The organism is Parafrankia colletiae (assembly GCF_001854655.1).
Classification (GTDB): Bacteria; Actinomycetota; Actinomycetes; order Frankiales; family Frankiaceae; genus Parafrankia; species Parafrankia colletiae.
Window position 1 is genome coordinate 32,022 of sequence record NZ_MBLM01000148.1, and the last position, 20,688, is coordinate 52,709.

Annotated in this window: 17 protein-coding genes; 6 read left to right on the forward strand and 11 right to left on the reverse strand. The window is 71.8% G+C overall.

Annotated elements, in window-relative coordinates:
• Positions 1 to 75: 75 nt before the first annotated feature.
• The 5 genes from CC117_RS26450 to CC117_RS26470 are packed head-to-tail and all read right to left on the reverse strand — an operon-like array spanning position 76 to position 5,921.
• On the reverse strand, positions 76 to 1,218 hold the full coding sequence (locus tag CC117_RS26450; RefSeq protein WP_084132831.1) for an ABC transporter permease: 1,143 nt from the start codon (positions 1,216 to 1,218) through the stop codon (positions 76 to 78).
• Complete coding sequence (locus CC117_RS26455; protein WP_071088823.1) at positions 1,205 to 2,161, reverse strand: ABC transporter permease; 957 nt, start codon at positions 2,159 to 2,161, stop codon at positions 1,205 to 1,207. The genes CC117_RS26450 and CC117_RS26455 overlap by 14 nt, the downstream gene beginning before the upstream one ends.
• Positions 2,158 to 3,225, reverse strand: coding sequence for an ATP-binding cassette domain-containing protein (locus CC117_RS26460; protein ID WP_071088825.1), 1,068 nt, complete (start codon positions 3,223 to 3,225; stop codon positions 2,158 to 2,160). Before CC117_RS26460 ends, CC117_RS26455 begins: the two co-directional genes overlap by 4 nt.
• Positions 3,226 to 4,335, reverse strand: coding sequence for an ABC transporter ATP-binding protein (locus CC117_RS26465; protein ID WP_071088826.1), 1,110 nt, complete (start codon positions 4,333 to 4,335; stop codon positions 3,226 to 3,228).
• Positions 4,332 to 5,921, reverse strand: a complete 1,590-nt coding sequence (locus tag CC117_RS26470) for an ABC transporter substrate-binding protein (protein ID WP_084132833.1) — start codon at positions 5,919 to 5,921, stop codon at positions 4,332 to 4,334. Before CC117_RS26470 ends, CC117_RS26465 begins: the two co-directional genes overlap by 4 nt.
• 891 nt (positions 5,922 to 6,812) lie before the next feature.
• Here CC117_RS26470 and CC117_RS26475 point away from each other — a divergent pair.
• Positions 6,813 to 7,433, forward strand: coding sequence for a TetR family transcriptional regulator (locus tag CC117_RS26475; protein WP_241830447.1), 621 nt, complete (start codon positions 6,813 to 6,815; stop codon positions 7,431 to 7,433).
• Positions 7,434 to 7,495: 62 nt separating this feature from the next.
• On the opposite strand, the gene CC117_RS26480 is transcribed toward CC117_RS26475, so the two are convergent.
• Positions 7,496 to 7,834: a hypothetical protein gene (locus tag CC117_RS26480; RefSeq protein WP_071088829.1), complete on the reverse strand. Its 339-nt coding sequence runs from the start codon at positions 7,832 to 7,834 to the stop codon at positions 7,496 to 7,498.
• A gap of 176 nt (positions 7,835 to 8,010) precedes the next feature.
• On the opposite strand from CC117_RS26480, the gene CC117_RS26485 reads away from it, so the two are divergent.
• The 3 genes from CC117_RS26485 to CC117_RS26495 are packed head-to-tail and all read left to right on the forward strand — an operon-like array spanning position 8,011 to position 11,916.
• Positions 8,011 to 8,730, forward strand: coding sequence for an HAD family hydrolase (locus tag CC117_RS26485; RefSeq protein ID WP_084132834.1), 720 nt, complete (start codon positions 8,011 to 8,013; stop codon positions 8,728 to 8,730).
• A gap of 19 nt (positions 8,731 to 8,749) precedes the next feature.
• Positions 8,750 to 11,323 carry a hypothetical protein gene (locus CC117_RS26490; protein ID WP_241830448.1) on the forward strand — a complete coding sequence of 858 codons (2,574 nt, stop codon included), beginning with the start codon at positions 8,750 to 8,752 and terminating at the stop codon, positions 11,321 to 11,323.
• A gap of 17 nt (positions 11,324 to 11,340) precedes the next feature.
• Positions 11,341 to 11,916 (forward strand): hypothetical protein, encoded by a 576-nt coding sequence (locus tag CC117_RS26495; protein ID WP_071088833.1) that lies wholly within the window; start codon positions 11,341 to 11,343, stop codon positions 11,914 to 11,916.
• 104 nt (positions 11,917 to 12,020) lie between these two features.
• Here CC117_RS26495 and CC117_RS26500 read toward each other — a convergent pair whose 3' ends face one another.
• The gene (locus CC117_RS26500) at positions 12,021 to 13,040 is read right to left on the reverse strand and encodes an NAD-dependent epimerase/dehydratase family protein (protein WP_071088834.1); all 1,020 of its coding nucleotides are present in this window, start codon (positions 13,038 to 13,040) and stop codon (positions 12,021 to 12,023) included.
• A gap of 97 nt (positions 13,041 to 13,137) precedes the next feature.
• Between CC117_RS26500 and CC117_RS26505 the strand changes: the two genes are divergently transcribed.
• Positions 13,138 to 13,797 (forward strand): TetR/AcrR family transcriptional regulator, encoded by a 660-nt coding sequence (locus CC117_RS26505; RefSeq protein WP_071088876.1) that lies wholly within the window; start codon positions 13,138 to 13,140, stop codon positions 13,795 to 13,797.
• A 26-nt stretch (positions 13,798 to 13,823) separates the two neighbouring features.
• Here the strand turns inward: CC117_RS26505 and CC117_RS26510 are convergent, their stop codons facing one another.
• Both CC117_RS26510 and CC117_RS26515 read right to left on the reverse strand, forming a co-directional pair.
• Positions 13,824 to 14,825: an aldo/keto reductase gene (locus CC117_RS26510; RefSeq protein WP_071088836.1), complete on the reverse strand. Its 1,002-nt coding sequence runs from the start codon at positions 14,823 to 14,825 to the stop codon at positions 13,824 to 13,826.
• Between the two features lie 127 nt (positions 14,826 to 14,952).
• Positions 14,953 to 16,851, reverse strand: coding sequence for a TerD family protein (locus tag CC117_RS26515; protein WP_071088878.1), 1,899 nt, complete (start codon positions 16,849 to 16,851; stop codon positions 14,953 to 14,955).
• A 507-nt stretch (positions 16,852 to 17,358) separates the two neighbouring features.
• Between CC117_RS26515 and CC117_RS26520 the strand changes: the two genes are divergently transcribed.
• Positions 17,359 to 18,849 (forward strand): MFS transporter, encoded by a 1,491-nt coding sequence (locus CC117_RS26520; RefSeq protein ID WP_071088838.1) that lies wholly within the window; start codon positions 17,359 to 17,361, stop codon positions 18,847 to 18,849.
• 290 nt (positions 18,850 to 19,139) lie between these two features.
• Here the strand turns inward: CC117_RS26520 and CC117_RS26525 are convergent, their stop codons facing one another.
• Together CC117_RS26525 and CC117_RS26530 are read right to left on the reverse strand one after the other, a co-directional pair.
• Positions 19,140 to 19,769 (reverse strand): lactate utilization protein, encoded by a 630-nt coding sequence (locus CC117_RS26525; protein ID WP_071088840.1) that lies wholly within the window; start codon positions 19,767 to 19,769, stop codon positions 19,140 to 19,142.
• Between the two features lie 141 nt (positions 19,770 to 19,910).
• Positions 19,911 to 20,573, reverse strand: coding sequence for an alpha/beta hydrolase (locus CC117_RS26530; protein ID WP_071088842.1), 663 nt, complete (start codon positions 20,571 to 20,573; stop codon positions 19,911 to 19,913).
• Positions 20,574 to 20,688 lie beyond the last annotated feature (115 nt).

Consider the following 20,688-nt stretch of genomic DNA (forward strand, 5'->3'; position numbering starts at 1 on the left):
TCTTTCCTGCTCCTTGTGGGTCGTGCCGTGCGGGCGGCTCCGGAATCGTCCGCGCGGTCGGGATCTCGATCTGCGCTAGGTTTGTCGGTGCCGTCTCTGGAGCGTTTCGCCGACGGTGTTCAGGCTGAACACCGTAAGAAACATGAAGATCCCGGGAACCAGCGCGAGCGAGGGGTGGGAACGGAGTTCGTCCAGCCCTCCCTGCGCGATCATGTTGCCCCAGGTCGGCTCCGGCTGGCTGAGGCCGAGCCCCACGTACGACAGCGCACCCTCGGCGACGATCAGCRGCGCGAGCAGGACGAACGAGTAGGCGAGCACCGGCGGGGCGACCATCGGCGCGATGTCGTGGCGGATGATCCGGGCGTGCGGGCTCCCCATCGCGCGGCTGGCGAACACGTGATCGCGCTGCGCCACCCGGACTGTGTGCGCCCGCGCCAGGCGCACGACGATCGGGGTGCCCACGACGGCCAGACCCAGGCCTGTCTTGAGAATGGCCTGGGTCACCGTCGTGGGTTGGCCGAGAATCGTCGAGACGCTGATGAGCAGCAGAATTCCCGGGAATGCCAGGAAGGAGTCCGTCAGCACACCGACCGGCGTGTCCAGTCTCCGGAAGTACCCGGCGAGAATCCCGAGGGAGCCGCCGACGACGACGCTGATCGAGACGGCGAGCACGGCGGTCAGCAGACTGACGCGGGCGCCGTGGACGCAGCGGGCCAGCACGTCGAGGGAGAACGAGTCGGTGCCGAGCGGGTGCGCCGAGAACAGATCGGGACCCGCGTAGGCCGGCACGGCGAGTGTGCGGGCCGGATCGTGGTAATCGGCGAGCGGGAGGATGTCGGCGAGGGCCGCCGCGGCGGTCAGCAGACCGAGCCAGAGCAGTGCCAGCCACGGCCCGGGCCGGACTGACGGGCCCCGGGCGGCCCTCGCACCAGCGCGGACCGCGGCGTACAGGAGTGCGGGCGCGGCGAGCGCGAGGCAGACCCGCACCACGCCGGGAGGCTCCCGCAGGTACAGCGCGCACCACCCGGTCACCAGGCCGGCGGCGAGGTACGCCGCGGCCCGCGCCCACCCGGCCGCGCCACGGCCGCCGGTGGGCCTGGGCGGCACCGCCGCCCCGCCCGGGCCGGCGACCCCGCCCGTTCCCGTCGCGGTGGTGCCAGCCGCCGGCTGCCTGGCGGCCACCGGCTGCCCGGAGGGCACCGCCTCACGCGTGGGCACGGCGCACCCTGGGATCGAGGACGCCGTAGAGGACGTCCACAGCGAAGTTGACCACGACGTAGAGCGCCGCGAGCACGAGCACCCCCATCTGGACCACGGGATAGTCACTGGTCTGGGCCGCCCGGACGATCACGCTCCCCATCCCGGGCAGCGAGTACACCTGCTCGACGATGACCGAGCCGGCGATCAGATGGCCGATGTTGACGCCGACCAGGGTGACCAGCGAGAACGACGACGGCCGCAGCGCCTCCCGCAGGAGGATGTGCCGGGTCGGCATTCCCTTGGCCCGGGCCACCGTGATGAAGTCCTCGCCCATCGTGGCAAGGAGATCCCGGCGCAGCAGGCGGATGAACACGGCGGCTTCGGGGAGCGCGAGGGTCAGCGCGGGCAGTACCGCGAACCTGAGGTTGGTGAGCAGCCCTGTGTCGGACAGGCCGGCCCACTGCCCGACCGGCAGCACCTGCCAGTTGATGGCGAACAGCAGCAGCAGGAGCAGCCCGACGATGAAACCGGGAACGGAGATGATCGCGACGCAGGCCGCGGAGACCCAGCGGTCAGCCCGGCCGCCGGGACGGCGGACCGACAGCAGCGCCGCGGGGATCGCGATGAGCAGGGCGAGCAGCAGTGCGAGCAGCGCCAGCTCGATGTTGACCGGGAGCGCGTCGGCGATGGTCTCGCGGACGTCCCGGACCGGCGCGACCAGGTTCTGGCCGAAGTCGCCGTGCAGCACCGCGCCGAGCCAGGTGACGTAGCGGGTCAGCACCGGCTGGTCCAGGCCGAGCTCGTCCCGCACCCGGTGGTAGTCCTCCGGGGTCCCGTTCTCACCGAGGACCTGCACGGCGGCGTCCCCGGGCACGAGGTCGACCATGATGAACGAGAAGAAACTGACCACGAACAGGACGACCAGCAACCGCAGCACCCGGCTGCCCAGACGGGGGGTCACGGCTCCCCCTCCCGGCTCGCCGGGGCGCCCGGCGGATCCAGGGGGTGGTGGCACGCCACCCACTGCCCCGGCCCGGTCGGGCGGACAGCTGGTTCCTCGGACGCGCAGAGCGCCGTCGCCCGCGGGCACAGCGCACGGAACCGGCACCCCGCTGCGGCCTCGGCGGTGCCTCCCGTGTCCTCTGCCGTGACGGCACCGGGCGCGGGTGTGTCGCGGCCGGGCGCCGTCCGGTCGGYTGGGCCAGGTTCCGGGGCAGGAGGTGCGGCCGCCTCCGGGTGGGACGCCAGCAGCAGCGCGGTGTACGGGTGCGCGGGCGCCGCGAAGACCCGGTCGGTCTCGGCGACCTCACACACCTTGCCCCGGTACATCACCAGCACCCGGTCCGCGACGACGCGCACGACCGCCAGGTCATGGGAGATGAAGACCATCGTCAGGCCATAGCGGCGCCGGGACTCCCGCAGCAGGGTGAGCACCTGCGCCTGCGCGGAGACGTCGAGGGACGACACCGGCTCGTCACACAGCAGCAGTGCCGGTTCCAGGGCCAGCGCACGGGCGATGCAGAGCCGCTGGCACTGGCCACCGGACAGCTGGGCCGGCCGGCGCCCGCCGATGGCCGCCGGGTCGAAGCCGACCGCTTCCAGCACGGCGTCGACCTGGGTGTCGTGTCCCGTACCGCGGCCCCAGATGTCGAGACCGTCGGCCACCAGCTGGCGGGCTGTCCGCCGCGGGTTGAGCGCGGACCGCGGATCCTGGGCGATCGGCTGCAGGCGAGGCCTCGCCCGACGAAGTCCCTCGCCGCGCAGCCGGCCCAGCTCGGTGCCTTCGAAATGCACCGTGCCGGCGGTCGGCCGCGGCAGCTGGAGGATCGCGCGGGCCACGGACGACTTCCCGGAGCCCGACTCGCCGACGACGCCCAGGGTCTCGCCCCGGGCGACGTCGAACGACACGGACGACACCGCTTCGAACCGGCGTCCCCGCCGGGCCGGGTAGGAGACCACGAGGTCGCGGACCGCCAGCAGAGGGTCGGCGCCTTCGCGCAGGTGGGCATGGCCGCTGCCGGCCATCTACGTCACTCCGCTCGTGGCGTCGCAGGCACGCCCAGCCCCGGCCGGGACGTCGCCGTCCCACGCCGGCCCGGCCGGAAGGTCGCCGGCTGCCTCGTCCGGGAACCAGCAGGCGGCCAGATGCGGCGTGGCGGCGTCCCCGGGCATGGCGGTGAGGCGCGGCCGTTCGGCACAGCGCGGGCGGGCGGACGGGCAGCGCGGTGCGAAGCGGCAGCCGGCAGGTGGGTCCGCCAGGCTGGCCGGGACACCCGCGATGGTGGCCAGCGGGGTGTCGCGCGGCAGGTCGAGCCGCAGCCGGGCCTGGAGCAGGGCCCTGGTGTACGGGTGGCGCGGGTGAGTGAACAGCATCTCGGTCGGCGCGCTCTCGACGATCTCGCCGGCGTACATGACGGCCACCCGGTCGGTCCTGCCGCGCACGACCGACAGATCGTGGCTGATCAGCAGGACGGCCATGTCGAGCTCGCGGCGCAGCCGGGTGAGCAGATCAAGGATCTGTCGTTGCACCGTGACGTCGAGCGCGGTGGTCGGCTCGTCCGCGATGAGCACGTCGGGTCGGCAGGCGAGAGCCGTGGCGAGCATGACCCGCTGACGCATGCCACCGGAAAGCTCGTGCGGGTACTCGCGCAGCCGCCGGGCCGGTTCGGTGAGCTGGACCAGCTCCAGCAGTTCCCGCGCCCGAACGCGGGCCGCCCGGCGCGACAGGCCCAGGTGGTGGCGTAGCGGATCAGTAAGTTGGGCGCCAATCGTCCGCACGGGATTGAGGTTGGACAACGAGTCCTGGAAGACCATGGTCAGGCGGCTGCCCCGCAGGTGACGGCCCTTGTTCCACGACCCGTGGCCGAGGTTCGTCCCGGCGAGGCGGACGGTGCCGGCGGTCCGGCTGCCTGGTGGCAGGACGTCCATCACCGTGCGGACGAGCATGGATTTACCCGAGCCCGACTCGCCGACGACGCCGAGTGTCTCCCCGGCGGTGAGCCGCAGCGAGACGCCGTCGACGACGGTCACGAACCCCTGCGCGGTGGGCAGGCGGGCGCTGAGCGCGTCGATGTCAAGAACGACCTCCCGCCCCGGACTCACAGCCGGGGCGGGAGCCGCGGGCTCCACGCTCACCGAGACAGCCAGGCCTTCCCGAACAGCACCGCCACCTGGGATGTCGGCCGCACATCGTGCAGGTTCGACACCCAGATGACACGGCTGTTGATCGAGGCGGTGGCGACTCCGGGAACACTGTCGTTCCAGGCGGTGGCGAGCTTCCTGTAGGCCGCGGTGCGTTCCGCGTCCGTCTCGGCCACCTGGACCTCGGCCAGCGCGGCGCTGAACGCGTCGTCGTGGAAGCCGAAGCGGTTGTCGTCGTGGCCGATGTTCTCCTGGAGCTGGACGAACGCGCCGTCCGAGGACGGGATGCCGAACGCGGACTGGGCGATGTCGAACTCGCGGTTGACGAAGATGGCGGTGGTGAGAGCGGACGGGTCCACCTGCCGCACGTCGACCTGGAAGCCGGCCTGCTCAAGGAGAGCCTCGACGGTCAGGGCCCACTTGACCGCCAGCGGGGCCGAGGACGCCAGAAGCTCGATGCGGCCGTCCCAGCCGTCCGCCTTCGCCGCTGCGACCAGCGAGGTCGCCTTCGCCAGGTCGTAGGTCGTGCCGGGAACGCCTGGCCCCCAGGGGAAGCCGCCGGGGAACGGCGAGGAGCTCGGGACCGCCTTGCCGTCGTAGACCCGGGTGCTGAGGACCTTCGGGTCGATCGCCGCGGCGAGGGCCTGCCGGACCCGCCGGTCATGGCCGGGATGCCCCTCGGCACTGTTGATCGCGAGCAGATCCCCCGCACCGAGCGTCGCGACGTACCCCGGCTCCTCGGCCTCTCCGGCGTCGTGGGACGCCGCCGCCTCCCGCAGGAAGCCCGCCTGGATCTGGCCCGACCGGAACGCCTCGTAGGTCAGCGCACCGCCCTGGAAGTGCACGAACTTCAGCGACTCAAGATAGACCGGGCCGTCCCAGTAGTTGGGATTGCGGGTCAGGACGATGGAGTCCTTGGGGGTGTAGGAATCCAGGACGAACGGCCCGGCACCGGCACCGGCGGGATTCGTGTTCAGCTTCTCCCCGAGCTTCTGCACCGCGGTCGGCGAGGTGATGAAACCGGCCTGGGTCGTCAGCAGGTACGGAAATCCGGTCCACGCCGAGACAAGGGAGAACCTGAGCGTCAGCGGATCGACGACCGTCATCTGGTCGATCATCTGCACATAGTCACGGGCCAGCGATCGTGATTTCGGAGCGCGGTGCCGCTCGATACTCTGCCGCACCGCGTCGGCATCGTAGGCTGTGCCGTCGGAGAACGTGATACCCGGCTTCAGCCTGAGGGTCCACTCGGTGTAGTCCGCGTTGTGCGTCAGTTCCTGCGCGGTGCCGTTCTCGTAGGTCTTCTTTTCCGGGTCGTAGCGCAGCACCACGTCGTAGATGGCGGCCAGTTCGCTGGCCCCCGCGGCGCCGACGGCCGCGGAGACCGTCGGGTCCAGACCGGACGTCTCGTTGGCCACGCCGAAGGTGATGCTTCCGCCGGACTGCGGCGCACCGGTGTCGGCACTCGCCGCGGCAGGTTCCCCGCCGGGGGTGTCGGACCCGTTACCGCAGGCCGCGAGCGCGGGTACCGACACCGCGAGGGCGAGYGCGAGGGCAACGGCGACTGGTCTTGGTCTCATTTTCCGTCCATGCTCGTGGCTGGTTTTCTGCTGCGCTGCCCTGGCATCGCCCTTCCGGGCTCGCTGCGGCAGGGCTGAATGAATCGAGTGGTGATGGAGAAGCCGTAAGAGGCCGGCCGCAGGCAGGTGCCCGGTCACCGCGGGCTCGGCGAATCTCCGGACCGCGGCCGCACTTCGTCTTTTCCGGAATCCCCGACCGAAACACGGAACAACGAGGCCGACCAGGGACGCCGCGCGAGGGTAACACGCCGAGCACGCGACCGAAAGAAAGCCAGGCCATGCGGAGGGACTGCCGCGAAGGAAGGCCGAAAGGGGCCGAACGGCGCCCCTCAGATCTCTATACCGAGGAAATCACGACGACATCCCTGCCGCCGGACCTACAGACACCCGGGGCCACGCGATGCCGATCACAGGCCACACAGGTCACGAACGCCACCCTGGGTCGGCTAAACCCCTGGGAAACAAGTGGCATCTCTGGCGACATGCGTGCAATTAATCATGCGGAAGTTCACCGGTCAAGTAGAGAACGTCCGTGACACAGATCACAGGATATCGGAGCATCCCGTCACCATTTCTCGGCAGAGTGCACACGAAAAGCAGCATCACCGGAAGGTGCGTTTACGGTAGGACGCCAGACGGACACCAGGCGTCCAAACGATCTTCAAAATGAAGACGTCACGACTACTCGCCGTCAGAATCGACATCCGAGCACAGCCCGGGACTCCTTTCCGTGGCGAATGAAACTCAGATTTTCTTTTGGAACTCGGTGTCAGCTATGGACGCCAGAAGCCAGGAACGGGCACCGGTTGCAGGAGCGGGGCGACGCCGGACATCCACGGCACTAGGATCGTGACCGGGCCCACGCCCAGAGCTGACGACGAGGTGAGCGCGGTGACAAGCGGTCCGACCCGTGACATCGCCCGCGCCGCGGTGCGCGCCGAGCTGGCACAGGTGGCCTTCGAGGTGTTCCGCCGCGACGGGTTCGACCGGGTCACACTCAACGACGTCGCGGCTGAGGCCGGCGTCTCGCGGAGCACGTTCCTGCGCTACTTCCCCAGCAAGGAGGACGCCGTCCTCGGCGGGCTCAACATGCAGGGGCAACGGTTCGTGACCGCCCTGCGCGCACGGCCCGCGGCCGAAGTCGACTGGACGGCGCTGCGACGGGCGATGGACGCCCTGCTGGAGGACTACCACCGCGATCCCGCCAACGCGCTCGCCCGCACCCAGCTGATCTACCAGACACCTGCGCTGCACGCCGGGTGCCAGGTGCGCCAGGCCGGATGGCGCCCCGCGCTGGCCCACACCCTCACCGGGCGCGCCACCTCGCGGCGGCCCGCGGCCAGCGGACTCGCAGCGACGGTGCGCGCGGCGGCGGCGATCGACTGCCTCAACATCGCCTCCGAGCACTGGGCGGACACGAGCGGCCGCCGTGACCTTGGCGATCTCCTCGACGAGGCCTTCGCCGCGCTCGCGCCCCGCCCCCAGTCCCAGGCCCGCACCCTGCCGTCATGAGATACGCGGTCTCCGTACGGCGCCTGGCCGTAGCACGATCCGGATCGCGAGCGGCAACGACGTCAGTTGATCAGGTGTCCGACGAGGCGGACCAGGCGGCCGGCCAGGCTCACGGCCACAGACTCCGCGACCTCACCGGCGGCCTCCTCCCCGAGGTCGGACAGGCCGCTCCGGACAACCGCGTGCCGCAGGTATCCGTGCGCGGCGTAGTAGGCGGTCCAGTCGGCCCGTGCCTGGCGGACACTCCCCCTCCGAGGCTCGGCTACCCAGGCTGCGAAGAGCTCGCGGGTCCGGTCGTCGGCGGCGTCCCAGCCGTCCCACGCCCCGGGAGTCGCGTCCAGAGCCACGGTCAGCTCCGCCACCAGCACCGGGCCCGCCCCGTTCGCCCCGCCGCCAGCCATTCGCCCATTTTGACGACCATGAGCATGGGCTGCTCCGCGTTTCCGACGAAGGCGGCCAGCGGCGGCCTGCTGTCTGCGCCCGAACCACCTGAGCTGGCCGAACCGACCGCGGGCCTGCCGGCCTGCGGCGCGGATCCGTGCCGGACGTGCCCGCCTCGGCGTGGAATCATGGCGCGGTGGCCGAACCTGCGCTGATTCTGTGGGACATAGACGCGACTCTGCTGACTGTCCGCCCGCTGGGCCAGGAGATCCATGCCGTGGCCTTCGCCGAGACGGTCGGGCGTCCACTGCGCGAGCGGGCGGGCACCACCGGCCGGACTGAGCGGGCCATCCTCCTCGAGACGCTGCGGCTCAACGACGTCCCGGCCGACGAGGCGACCCTTGCCGCGCTGTACGACGCGATGGGGCGGGTGGCCCGGTCGATCGAGGGGCGGATGCGGGAGGTCGGGCGGCCGATGCCGGGTGCGGCGGCCGCGGTCGCGAGCTTCGCGGCCGACGGGGCAGTCCAGTCAGTGGTGACCGGTAACATCCGATCGGTCACCGAGTCCAAGCTGCGCGCGCTGGGGCTGACCGACCATCTCGACCTGGCGGTCGGCGGCTACGGCAACGACAGCCTCGACCGGGCGGAGCTCGTCCGGCGGGCGGTCACGCGGGCCGAGGCCGCCTACGGGCAGGTGTTCGCGCCGGCCCGGGTCGTCGTCATCGGGGATACGCCGTACGACGTGCAGGGCGCCCGCGACGCGGGGGTCCGGTCGGTCGCGGTGGCGACGGGTGGGACCACCGTGGCCGAGCTCGCTGCCGCCGGCGCCGACGCGGTCCTGCCGGATCTGACCGATGTCGCCGCGCTGGCACGGGCGGCGTTCGGCACCGTCGGGACAGACGGCCTGCCGGTGTAGTGGAGACGGGACGGGGCAGATGCAGGGATTCCAGGGCCCACCTGGCCAGGGGCTGCCTGGCCAGGGGCTGCCTGGCCAGGGGCCGGGCGCGGGTCGGGCCGCGCGGCTGACCGGTCGGCTTCCGATCGGTTCGCCGGCCGCGCCGGCGCCACCGCCGCCGGTCCAGGGCCGGATCGTGTTCGACAGCGCCTGGTTCCCGCTGCGGGAGCACGCCTCCAGCGGTTTCTCCCTGATGGGAAGCCGCCGGGTCCTGATCACCGACCATCCGGCGGTGTACGTCCACGAGACGAGCGTGCTCGGCGCGGGTGCCGTCTGCGCGCTCGAACCAGCCGTCGACCCGGACGTGACCGTCGAGCTCGTCGCGTACAGCAGCCGCCTCGTCGTCGACCTGCGGCTTCCCGCTGGGCGGACGCTGAGCGCGTCCACGCCCGGTCCGCTGCCGCCTGAGGCGCTTGCCACCCTCACCGGCCTGCACGGCCGGCTGTTGCCGGATGCCGCGTCGACGACGTTCGTCAGCCCGTGCGCGGTGTCGGTGACGCCGCTGTTCGAGGATGACCCTGTTACCGCACCGCCCGGGCCCGGGCCGGTCGCCACCACCACTGCCATGACCGCCGCGGCGCCGGAGCTGACGGCGTACGTCGTGGTGCGCGGTGGGCGGCTGGAGCTGCGGTCCCGCGGGCGGACGCTGGTCGAGTGGCCCCGGAACCGGATCGAGCTGAGCGCCGCCGGCCCGGCGGCCGCGCAGCTGCGGGGCGGGGCCGTCCTCGACGGCCGTTTCCTGACCGGCGCGATTCTGCACCTGGTCACCCCGCAGGTGCTGCACGCCTTCCTGAGCGCGACGGCGCCCACTCCCGGGGCCGCCACCTCGGTCTCCGTCGGCGGGACGGCGCCCGGGTCCACAGTGGTTTCCGGGGGCGGACCGGTGGCTCCGACGAAGCCCGGTGACGCCGGGGCCACGGCACCGTCGCCGACCGCCGACGCCGCCAGCAGCAGCCCGACCGGCGTTGCTGGCACCACCGGCGCGGTGGTGGCCACGGCCGGTATCGCCGGCGCCGGCACATCCGGAACCTCAGCCGGCGGAACCTCCACCGTCGGGACGTCCGCGCCGGTCTCCGCGCGGGGCGTGGCGGGCAGCGCCGAGACGGCCCGGCTCGACTGCGTGCTCCACGACACCACCCTGGAGCTGCAGGAGCTGCACAGCTCCCAGGTGGTGGCCCGCTTCGACCTGGTGGACCCGCGGCTTCGGGTCGCCGGCTCCGCCGAGCGGTTCGTGATCTTCGACCCGGACCAGGGCCCGGTGACGGTGCAGAGCGAGTCGGTGGTGTTCGGCCGGCGCCTGCACCAGCATCCGGCTCTGCGCACCGCCGCGGAGCTGACGCTGGCCGAGGGCCCCTACCCGGCCGAGCTGGCGGACGGGCGCCCGGTCGCCTGCGCGGTGGCGGCGGACGCTCTACGGGTCCGCGGCCCCGGCGTGGACCTGCTGCTGCCGCACACCGACCTGCGGCTGGTCGACGGGACGTCCACCGAGTCGCGCGCGGAGCTGCGGGTGGCCACCGCGGCGGCGGAGACGACGATCGTGGGGCAGCTGGAACTCGTACGGGCGGTCCACACCGAGATCGTCGCCGGCCGGCACGCGCTGGCAGACCCGCGCGACATCCCCGACATGCTGCGCGCAGCGGTCGGGCTGGAGGAGGACTACTTCCTCTACACGATCTTCGGGCCCTTCTACGAGCTACACGCCGCCCTGCTCGGCAGCGCCGGCGTGGGCGTGGATGTCGGCAGTGGCAGTGGCAGTGGTGGCGGTGGTGGTGGTGCCGGCGCGGGGCTGGGTGGGCGGGTGCCACTGCCGGCGGATGACGAGAGCCGGGCACGGACGGCCGTGATGCTCGCCGAGGGCCTGGTCGAGCTGCAGCGGCACCTCGACCAGGTCGGATCCGTCCTGCCTGCGTTCGTCCGGCACCGGGACGCCCGGCTGTTGGAGCCGCTGACCGGCGGGCGGGAGCCGGCCTGGTTGAAGGCGCAGGAGACCCGGCTGCGCTCCGCGCTGGCTCCGGCGCAGCGGGCCGCCGCCGAAACCGGTCAGCTGGCGGCGCAGGTCGCGCGACTGTTCGACCTCGACCCGGCGGCGCTTCCACGGCCCGACTACACCAGCGCAGCGGTGTCGCTCGGCGTCGCCGCCCTGCTGAACCCGGTGTTCCTGGTTTCGGGCGCCAGCCAGGTCTACACCCGTTACGCGCAGGGCGAGAAGCGCACTGCCGCGGTCGGGGCACAGTCGGCGCGCGGCTGGGCCACGGTGCTCGACCGGTGGAACACCCTGGTGACGACCACGCTGCCGGTGCTGGGTTACGTCCTCACCGAGAACCTGTTCGCGCTGCGGTGGGAGACGGCGCGCCGGCTCGCCCAGGAGCTGCGCGGCGCACCCGCCGACAGTCGGGAGGCGGTTCTGCGGGGCGTCGCGCGGCGGCTCGCGCGGCTGGACGTCCTGCGGCGCTACCCGGCGAACGCCGGGATCCGGGTGGGCCGAGGCGCGATCGCCGACCATGTGCGCGCCGCCCGGGACGCCGTCAGCACTCCCCGGTTCGCCGACTTCTGACCGCGGAGGCAGCGGACATGTCGATTTTCAGCAGTCAGTTCGACCGGGCCCGCCCGCACGTCGACACCTACGCCGGGCCGCACGACGACCCCGGGCTGCCCCCGGCCCGGCACGCCGACGACCCGGCCGCCGACCACACCGACGCCCATCACGGGTGGGGTGAGGGCTGGGACGGCGGCTGGGACGGCGACCCGCACACCGGCCCGGCGCACGAGTCGAACGCCGATGCGGCCATGGTCTCGGACGGCCACGCCGCGAGCGCTACCGACGCCGGCGACCACGATGGCGCCGGCGACCACGAGAAGCACCGGGAGTCGGACGGGACGAAGGCCGCCGACGATCACGAGCACAGCGTCAGGCACGGCGGCGACGGCACTCCTGACGGGGGCAAGAACCGCGATGACCAGGCAGACCCGGGCCTCGGGCGCGACGACCCCGCCGCCACCGATGATGGCTATCCCGGGTTCGACGACCCGACGGAGAACGACCGTGAGTTCGGATCTGACCACGACCACGCGGCCGTCCATGACGCCTACCACGACGTCCAGGCGTACCCGGACGATCTCGCCGGTGACCCGGACACGGTGATCTGAGACAGGGTCTCGCGGACGGGGCTGCTGCCGCCACGCCCGGCCACCACGCCTGGCCACCGCACCCGGCAGGACGCCTGCGCCGGCTAGATCGGCCGCCCACACGCTCAGCGCCCGGGGACTGCGCCGCTCGCGATGAGTGACTCGGCGGTCTCGACGATGGTGGTCCGCACGTCGCGGGTGTTCCAGCCCAGTTCGGCGCGAGCACGGGCGGACGAGGTGCGGGCCGGTGTGTCGAGGAGCGGTAGCGCGAGTCGCAGGGCGGGGTTGATCCGCGAGCCGAGCCGGACGGTCCAGCTGGGGATCGGCCGCTGCGGGACGCGGAAGCCGCGGGGGTTGTACTCCCGGGCGAGTGTCCGCGCGATGTCCGCGAGCCAGATGGCCTCGGTCGCCAGGATGTACCGGCGGCCGGCGGCCTCCGGCGTCTGAAGCGCCAGTCGGTGTGCGGCGGCCACGTCGCGCACGTCCACGGGGGCGAAGCCGAGTCGAGGCAGAGCCGGCAGTTGCCGAGTGAGCAGTTGCCGCACGACGTCGACCGAGACGTTGACCTCCGGGCCGTGGACCGGGCCGAGGATCAGGCCCGGGTTGAGTACGACGAGTTCCAGCCCGAGTCGTTCGGCCTCGGCCCAGGCGGCCCGTTCGGCCAGCGTCTTGCTCCTGGCGTACGGCTCGCAGCGTTCGACGACCGACCAGTCGTCCTCGGTGCACTCCCGCCCGTCGGACATGTCGTGCCCGCTGCGAACGGCCTCGACCGACGAGGTCAGCGCGACCCGCCGCACTCCGGCCCGGCCCGCGGCCCGGAGCACACGCAGGGTGCCGTCGACCGCGGGACGGATCAGTTCCTCCTCGTCGCGGGGACGGTACTTCGGTGCCGGCGACGCGACGTGCTCGACGACCTCGACGCCGTCGACGGCGGCGTCCCAGCCGGGGTCCTCGAGCAGCGAGGCCGGGACGAGCTCGAGCCGCCCTCCGGTTCGCTGCGCGGCGGCACGCAGGTGGTCGACGGGTGCCCGTGACAGGTCGCGGACCGTGCCGCGGACGTCGAAGCCGTGGTCGAGCAGGTCGATCGCGCAGTGGCCGGCGACGAAGCCAGTCACGCCGGTGACAAGGGCGAGGGGTCGGGACATCGGCTGCTCCGGTGGTTGACCAGGGGTATCTAAGCAGTGCTCAGTCCGAGCACCTAAGCACTGCTTAGATAGYCAGGTCAAGCGTTACACTGTGACGATGCGCCAAGGCGTTGATCAGCACGCCGACTCGGGCGTCGACCCCGGCGGGCGGCCCTACCACCACGGCGCGTTACGCGCGCGACTCCTCGCCGCCGGTCTGGACCTGGTGGCGGCGGAAGGTGTCGGGGCACTGAGCCTGCGCAGGCTCGCACGGGAGGCCGGAGTCAGCTCGGGCGCTCCGTACCATCATTTTCCCGACCGGGCGGCGCTGTTCGCGGCGATTGTCGTGGACGGGCACGACCTGCTGTTCACTCGGCTCGACGCCGCGCGGGCCGGCAGCTCCGACGCCGTCGCCACCCTGCGTGAACTGCTCGTGGCCTACTCCGGTTTCGCCGCCGATCATCCAGCGCACATGCGCGTGATGCTGCGCCCCGAACTCGCCGAACCGGCCGCGCATCCGGAGGTGACGGCGGCAGGAGTGCGTCCGATCGAGTTGCTACGGTCGGCTGTTCTGGCCGCACAGGACGAAGGCGCCGTTCCTCCCGGCGACCCGGAGCCCGTGCTGCACATGTTCTGGTCGCTGGCGGTCGGCTACGTGACGCTGTGGCTCGACGGTCCGGTCGAGGCCCGCTGCGCTGTTCTCGGCACGACGCCCGACGAGATGATCCGCCGCGTTGCGTCGGCCGTCGAGGAACTGCTGCGACGACCGCCTGCCTAGTACCGCGGTCACGGCATCGGCACTGATCAGTTCTGGGCCGGACGGCGCCGGGGCGGCACCGAGATCCCCGCGACGGGGCGGGTACGGTACGGCGCCTCCAGGCGGGCGACCTCCTCGTCGGTGAGCAGGAGGTCGAGCGCGGCGACGGCCTCGTCAAGATGGTGGGGCTTCGTCGCGCCGACGATCGGTGCGACGACGACGGGGTTGCGCGCAACCCAGGCCAGTGCCACCTGGGCCCGGCTCACACCGCGCTCGGCGGCGATCTTCGCGACCTCGTCGACGATGTGCCGGTCGTCATCCTGATAGAGCGCCCTGGCGAAGTTGTCGGTCTCGGTGCGGGTGGTGGCGGTGTCCCAGTCGCGGGTGAGAAGGCCACGCGCCAGCGGGCTCCAGGGAATCACTCCGATGCCCTGGTCGGCGCACAGCGGGAGCATCTCCCGCTCTTCCTCCCGATACACCAGGTTGTAGTGGTTCTGCATGGAGACGAAACGTGTCCACCCGTGGCGCTCGGCGGTGAACAACGCCTTCGCGAACTGCCACGCGTGCATCGACGAGGCGCCGATGTACCGGGCCTTTCCGGCACGGACGACGTCGTGCAGGGCCTCCAGAGTCTCCTCCAGCGGCGTCGAGTCGTCCCAGCGGTGGATCTGGTAGAGGTCGACGTAGTCGGTGCCGAGGCGGCGCAGGCTCGCATCGATCTCCGTCATGATGACCTTGCGCGAAAGGCCGCCGCCATTGGCACCGGAACGCATCCGCCCCTGGACCTTCGTGGCGATGACAACCTCGTCACGCCGCGCGAGATCCTTCAGCGCCCGGCCGGTGATCTCCTCACTGCGGCCCAGAGAATAGACGTTCGCGGTATCGAAGAAGGTGACGCCTGCCTCGACGGCCCGTTGGAAGAAAGGGCGGGATGCCTCCTCGTCCAGGGACCACGGGTGCGTCCCCTTCCCGGGCGTTCCGTAGCTCATGCAACCCAGGCAGATCCGGGAGACTTCCAGACCGGTCGACCCCAGCTTCACGTACTCCACGAGATCAGCGTCCTCTCCGCGACGACGGCATGGCAGGGACCCGGCCATCACTCTGYCACGAGCTGCTGACAGGACGGGCCGGCTGCCTGCCGCGCACCCGGTCGTTCCGATGGCTCCGCGCTGCCGGTCAGTCCTCGGCGTCCACCCCGTAGGAACGCGCCAGCGCAGCCAGTCCGTGGTCGTGGCCCTGCCCCACCGCACGGAACCGCCACAGTCCGTTGCGGCGGTACACCTCGGCCAGGATGAGGGTCTGCTCGGTGGTCGCGGCATCCAGCGTCGCGGTCAGCCATGGCTGACCGTCCGGTGTACGGGCCATCACGCTGACCGGACCGATCTCCCCGAAGGTCCGGCCGTCGCCGAGCGCGGCGGCGACGACGACCCGGTGCACCGAGCTCGGCAACACGGCGAGATCGAGGGCGATGGCCTGCTCGGACGGTCCGTCGACGCTGAGCGTGGCAGCGTCGTCGTCGGTGCGGGGCTGGTTGAAGAACACGACATCGTCGTCGTCGCTGACCAGCTCGTCGGCGCCGACCAGGAAGGCGACCAGGTCGATCTCCACGGTGCTGTCCCAGGCCCAGTTCGCGGCGATCGTCCACCGCGTGCCGGCCGTCGCCGTCGGAAGATCGACGACCGCTCCGCGGACGAGTGCGCGAGCCTCTGAGGCCGTGGTGCCTCCGGGTGGCCGAGGCCCGGCGGCGGCCAGGTTCGACAGGAGGCGGAGGAAGGTGTCCGCCGTGGTCACGGGGAGCCCCCGACTCCGGATGCGGGTCATCCGGCGGTCGGTCTCACCGCCGGGCAGGCACACCACGTCCGTCACGCTCGCGGTCAGGTTCACCGCGGCGAGACCGCCGGACTCGATGACGCGTTCCCGGACGGCGGCGGCGTCCGCATGCGGCCCGCCCAGGACCAGCACACGCCGGACACCGAGCGGTCGTGCCGCCGAATGGGTTGCCTTCCGGCCGCCCGAGGCCACACGAACCGGCGAACTCACCGAGCCTCGCGCGTCCTGGGACCCGCTGCCTGGCGCTTGCGCGAAGCGCGCCGATCCGTCAGCAGCAGCCTCCTGGGACGCTGGCACTGCAGGCGCTGGCACTGCAGGCGCTGGCACTGCAGGCGCTGGCACTGCAGGCGCTGGCACTGCAGGCGCTGGCACCGGCGAACCGGTGCCAGCCCCGCCGGTATCGCGGGGCGTTCCCGCCGTGACACCTGCGAGCAGGCGGAGGAGGGTCGCCTCGTCGATCACCGGGATGCCGTGGTCGGCGGCGGCCTTGGCCTTGCCGCTGCCAGCGGCGCTGTCGTTGGCAACCAGGACGCTGGTGCGGCGGCTGACAGCATCCGCGACGGCCAGTCCGGCCTCGGTGAGGAGCCGTTCCAGGGTGGCCCGCGGGGTGCCTGTCTCGCCGGTGAGAGCCACGCGCATTCCCTGTACGAGTCCGGCGGCGGTGAGCTGGCCCGGGTTCAGGAACGCACAACGGGCCCTGGGCGCCTGGGCCGAACGGAGCACCGGCACCCGGCCGCCGGTCGCGATGGGCAGCTCCACGTCCTGCTCGACGGCGAGAGCCAGCATGTGCGGCAGGATCTTCGCGACGACCCGGGMGTCACACAGCGCGTCATGCTGCCGTTCGAAGGGGACCGACCAGAAGTCGGCGACCGTCGCCAGCCGGAAGTCGGGCAGTGGCAGGTCGAGACGGCGGGCCAGCACACAGGAACACATCCGCCGCTCGACCGGTAGGTCCCAGGCAGCCCGAGCGGCCTCCGCCGCCAGGAACTGCCAGTCGAAGGACGCGTTGTGCGCGACCAGCACCCGTCCCGCCAGCTGGGCATGCAGCCGGTCAACGATGTCCGGGAAACGTGGGTTTCCCGCGAGCCGCTCCCGGGTGAGGCCGTGGATGTGCACCGGACCGGGATCGCATCCCGGGTCGAGCAGCGTCGACCACTCCGCCTCCAYAGCACCGTCCGCACCGACCTGGATGACGGCGATCGACAGGATTCGATCCCGCGCCGCCGCGAGCCCGGACGTCTCCACGTCCACGACCGCGAAGGGGGCCGCAAAGCGGGCGGAGTGCCGACCTGTACTGGTGAGGTCCGAGCTGCTGAGGTTCGATGCGGGCGGGACGGGCAGCGGGCACACGTCACAACTGTGAGGGATACAACCCGTCACAGTTCACATGACTACCACACGGATCACACAAATCGCCCGCAGTGTACCTGTGTGGCCGGGGTCACCCGAGGTGGGATCYGTGCCTGCCCCAGCCCGTTCGCGGATGCGCCGAAGGCTGCTGACCTGCATCAACGCGGACCCAGACCGGCCAGCTATCCCAGGCCGCAAGATCCCGGAGCCCACCCGCGCACCAGTATCCGGGGCGGTGGGACCAGGTGCGGGAATGCCGGCCCCCTGTTCGGACTTCGCTGTGACCGATGACTTCCAAGCTGGCAGACAGCGAGCGTCCCCGACGGCTGTCAGCCAGCGGGGTTGCCGGGCCGGCGAGCTCTCAGGGGAAGGGGCCCGGTGACGCCACCAGCCGACCCGACAATGCCTGATCCACGACGGTGGCGGGCGCTGCCGGTGATTCTGATCGCCAGCTTCATGAGCCTGTTCGATGTGTTCGTCGTCAACGTGGCGGCGCCGAGCATCGGGACGGACCTGGGGGCATCCAACGCCGGCCTCGAACTGATCGTCGGAGGCTACTCGTTCACCTACGCCGCCGGGCTGGTCACCGCGGGGCGGCTGGGTGACCGTTTCGGCCGCCGCCGGATGTACCTCGTCGGCATGACCCTGTTCACCGCCGCGTCAGCGCTGTGTGGACTCGCGCCGAACGAGGGGGTGCTGATCGCCGGCCGCCTGTTGCAGGGCGCGGGTGCGGCGGCGATGGTCCCCCAGGTCCTCGCGCTGATCAGCGTGACGTTCCCGCCCGCCGAGCGACCGCGGGCCTTCGCGTTCTTCGGTGTCACGATCGGGCTCGGCGGGGTCTGTGGGCAGGTCCTCGGCGGGGTGCTGCTCGACCTGGACGTCTTCGGCCTCGGCTGGCGCCCGATCTTCCTGGTCAACGTTCCGGTCGGGCTGGTGGCGCTGATCGGCGCGCGGCGTCTGGTCGCCGAGTCGCGGGCGGCGCGCCCGGAGCGGCTCGACCTGGTCGGTCTCGGCGCCCTGACGCTGGGTATCGGGCTGGTGCTGATCCCGCTCACCCTCGGCCGGGACGAGGGCTGGCCGCTGTGGACCTGGCTGGCGCTCACCGGCGGCGTCCTCGTGCTGGGCGGGTTCGCCGGCTGGGAGGCGCGGCTGGCCCGCCGCGGCGGGCACCCGATCATCCCGCCGGCGGTGGTGCGCTCCCGGCCGGTGCTCGGAGGCATGGTGATGAGCGCGGGCTACTTCCTCTTCTTCGGCGGTTTCCTGCTGGCGCTGACGATCTTCCTGCAGGTGGGGCAGCACCGCTCGCCGCTGAACGCCGGGCTGATGTTCGCGCCGCTCGGCGTGGTGTTCGCGCTCTCGTCGCTGGGGGCCCGCCGGCTCGTCGCCGTGCACGGACCACGGGTGCTGACCGCAGGCACACTGGTCACCGCACTGTCGCTGTGCGGCATGGCCGCGGTGACCGCGGTGGAGGGTGTCAACATCTCCGCCTACGAGCTGACTCCACTGCTGATGCTCGCGGGTGCCGGCAACGGGCTGGTGATTCCCGCGCTGGCGGCGAGTGTCATGGCGGCCGCGCCGCCCGATATCAGCGGCACGGTGAGCGGTGTTCTCACCACGACCCAGCAGTTCGCCTCCGCGCTGGGTGTCTCCGGCGTCGGTGCCCTGTTCTTCGCCGAGAGCGCCCGGAACGGGCCGGACGCCGGCCTGCTCGCCACGGTCCTCGTGGGCCTGGCCTCGGTCGGTGTCGCCTTCCTCGGCTCCCTCGTCCTCCCCCGGCGTGCGGACGCGGAGACGTCGCCGGCTTCGCTGACAGCCCTGGCCGCCACCGGCGCACCCGTCCCGGCCGCCGTGACGGCGCCGGCCGCAGCGGAGGTCAAGGCCGGGGCGGTCTAGGGCCGGTCCGACCGGTCGGCGGGGAGTTCCCGCAGCTCGCTGGTATGACTGAGGAAAACCCTCCAGGCCGGCATTCCCATCCCGATCCCCCGAGGCTGCTGTGACCCTCACGGTACTCGGAGGATCCGGGGGGTGGCGACGGAGAACGCCCCGGTGGTACCCGGCCCGACAGCCGACTCGGCCGGGTACCATCCGGTGTTTCAGCCATCGACGGGCACTACCCGTCGAATGACCTTTCTGGGCGTTGTGCTGCGTGGTGATGCCCGGCGGCTGGTGCTCCCGCGGCCGGGTCAGAAGCCGATGGACTCCCGGACGAGGACGACGACCCCGCGGTCCGGGAACGCCTCACGCTCGAGGATCAGGAACCGGCCGATGAACGACGACTGGCCGTAGAGGTCGGACAGTCGCTGGTTCTCACGGGGCAGGCTGTAGGTGCGGACGCGGCGCAGCGCCGTGTCCAGGTCGGGAACGACCTTCTGGGCACCCACCACCCAGATCGCGCGACGTGCGCCGGAGGCGTACGGCGCGAACTGGCTGCCGCTGGCGGAACCGATGACGAGGTGGCCAGCCTCCGTCACCGCGTGGACGCTGCCGAGGACGACGTCCGGCGTCGCGCCGAGGCGGATCGTGGCGTAGACATCGGCGCTCGGGGGCGGCGCAGCGGCCCGCACCGACTGGTACTTCCCGGATTCGTCGATGTCGGCGGTGATGCCGGACAGGCGCAGGGTCTCGCTGGACGCGGTGAAGACCGGCTGGTCGGTCGGCACCAGCCTGCCCACCAGCTCGCGGGCCTGCTCCGCAGTGTCCACCACGTGGACCTCGAAACCATTCCCCCGCAGCGCGGTGACGGCGCGCTCGATGCTGGCCTCCCCGGCCGCGTTACCAAAGGTCTCGTCAAGCGGAAGCGCTTCGACTGTCATTTCCGTCCTTTCCGGATAAGCGCCTTCCGAAGGGGCAGTCCTCCTCGGTCGGCGGGCTCATCCAGGATTCTTGCCGCGGCCCGGGAGCCACGGAAGGAGGCACCTTTTTCTGCCCTGGTTAACTGGAGGTAACCAACGCGGTCAGCGCGATTTCGGTGCGACGCCACCCTGGCGCAGCGACTCGACGAACAGGACGGTGAGGGCCGCGACCAGGCGCACCCCCGGCCCGTCCAGCACCCCGTGCCCACCCGGCACCGTCTCCAGCTGCGCGGTCCGCACCGTCCTGGTGATCATCCGCGCCATGTGGTGCGGGCTCACCTCGTCCCGCTCGCCGTGGATGAGCAGGGTGGGCAGGTCGGGCAACGCCCTCGGCGGCAGCTCCGCCGGCATCTCGCCGGCGAACGGACGGTGCAGCAGCGGCAGACCGAGCAGGACGAGGGCATCCGGCCGCAGGGCGGGCGATCCTGCCAGCGACAGCGCCCGCAGCGCTCCGGTGTCCGAACCGAACAGGACGAAAGGCACGTCCGGYCGCCGCGCCTCGGCGAGCGCGACGGTGACATGTTCCCCCGTGGCAAGTCCCGCCGCGAGGTAGGTGACGTCGTAGCCGTCGACCGCCAGGCGGACGGCGGTCCGCTCGAAGACCGCGGCGTCCTCACCGCGGCCGGGCATCATCACGATCGATGCCCGGGGCGCTGCGGCCCCGTCCGCGGCCGGCCAGAACCGGGTGGCGGCGCGGCCGATGTAGGCCCGCACCTGGCGATGGGGGCTGAGAGGTGTGGGGCGGGTGTGGGTCAGAGGGGGCATCTGCTGCTCCTGAGGACGGGAACGCCGACGTTCAGGCACGCGGCGTTCAGTGGGGAAGGTGCTGTTGCGGGGGCTGACAGCAGGACGGCTGTGCCGGGACCGGCAACGACAGTCC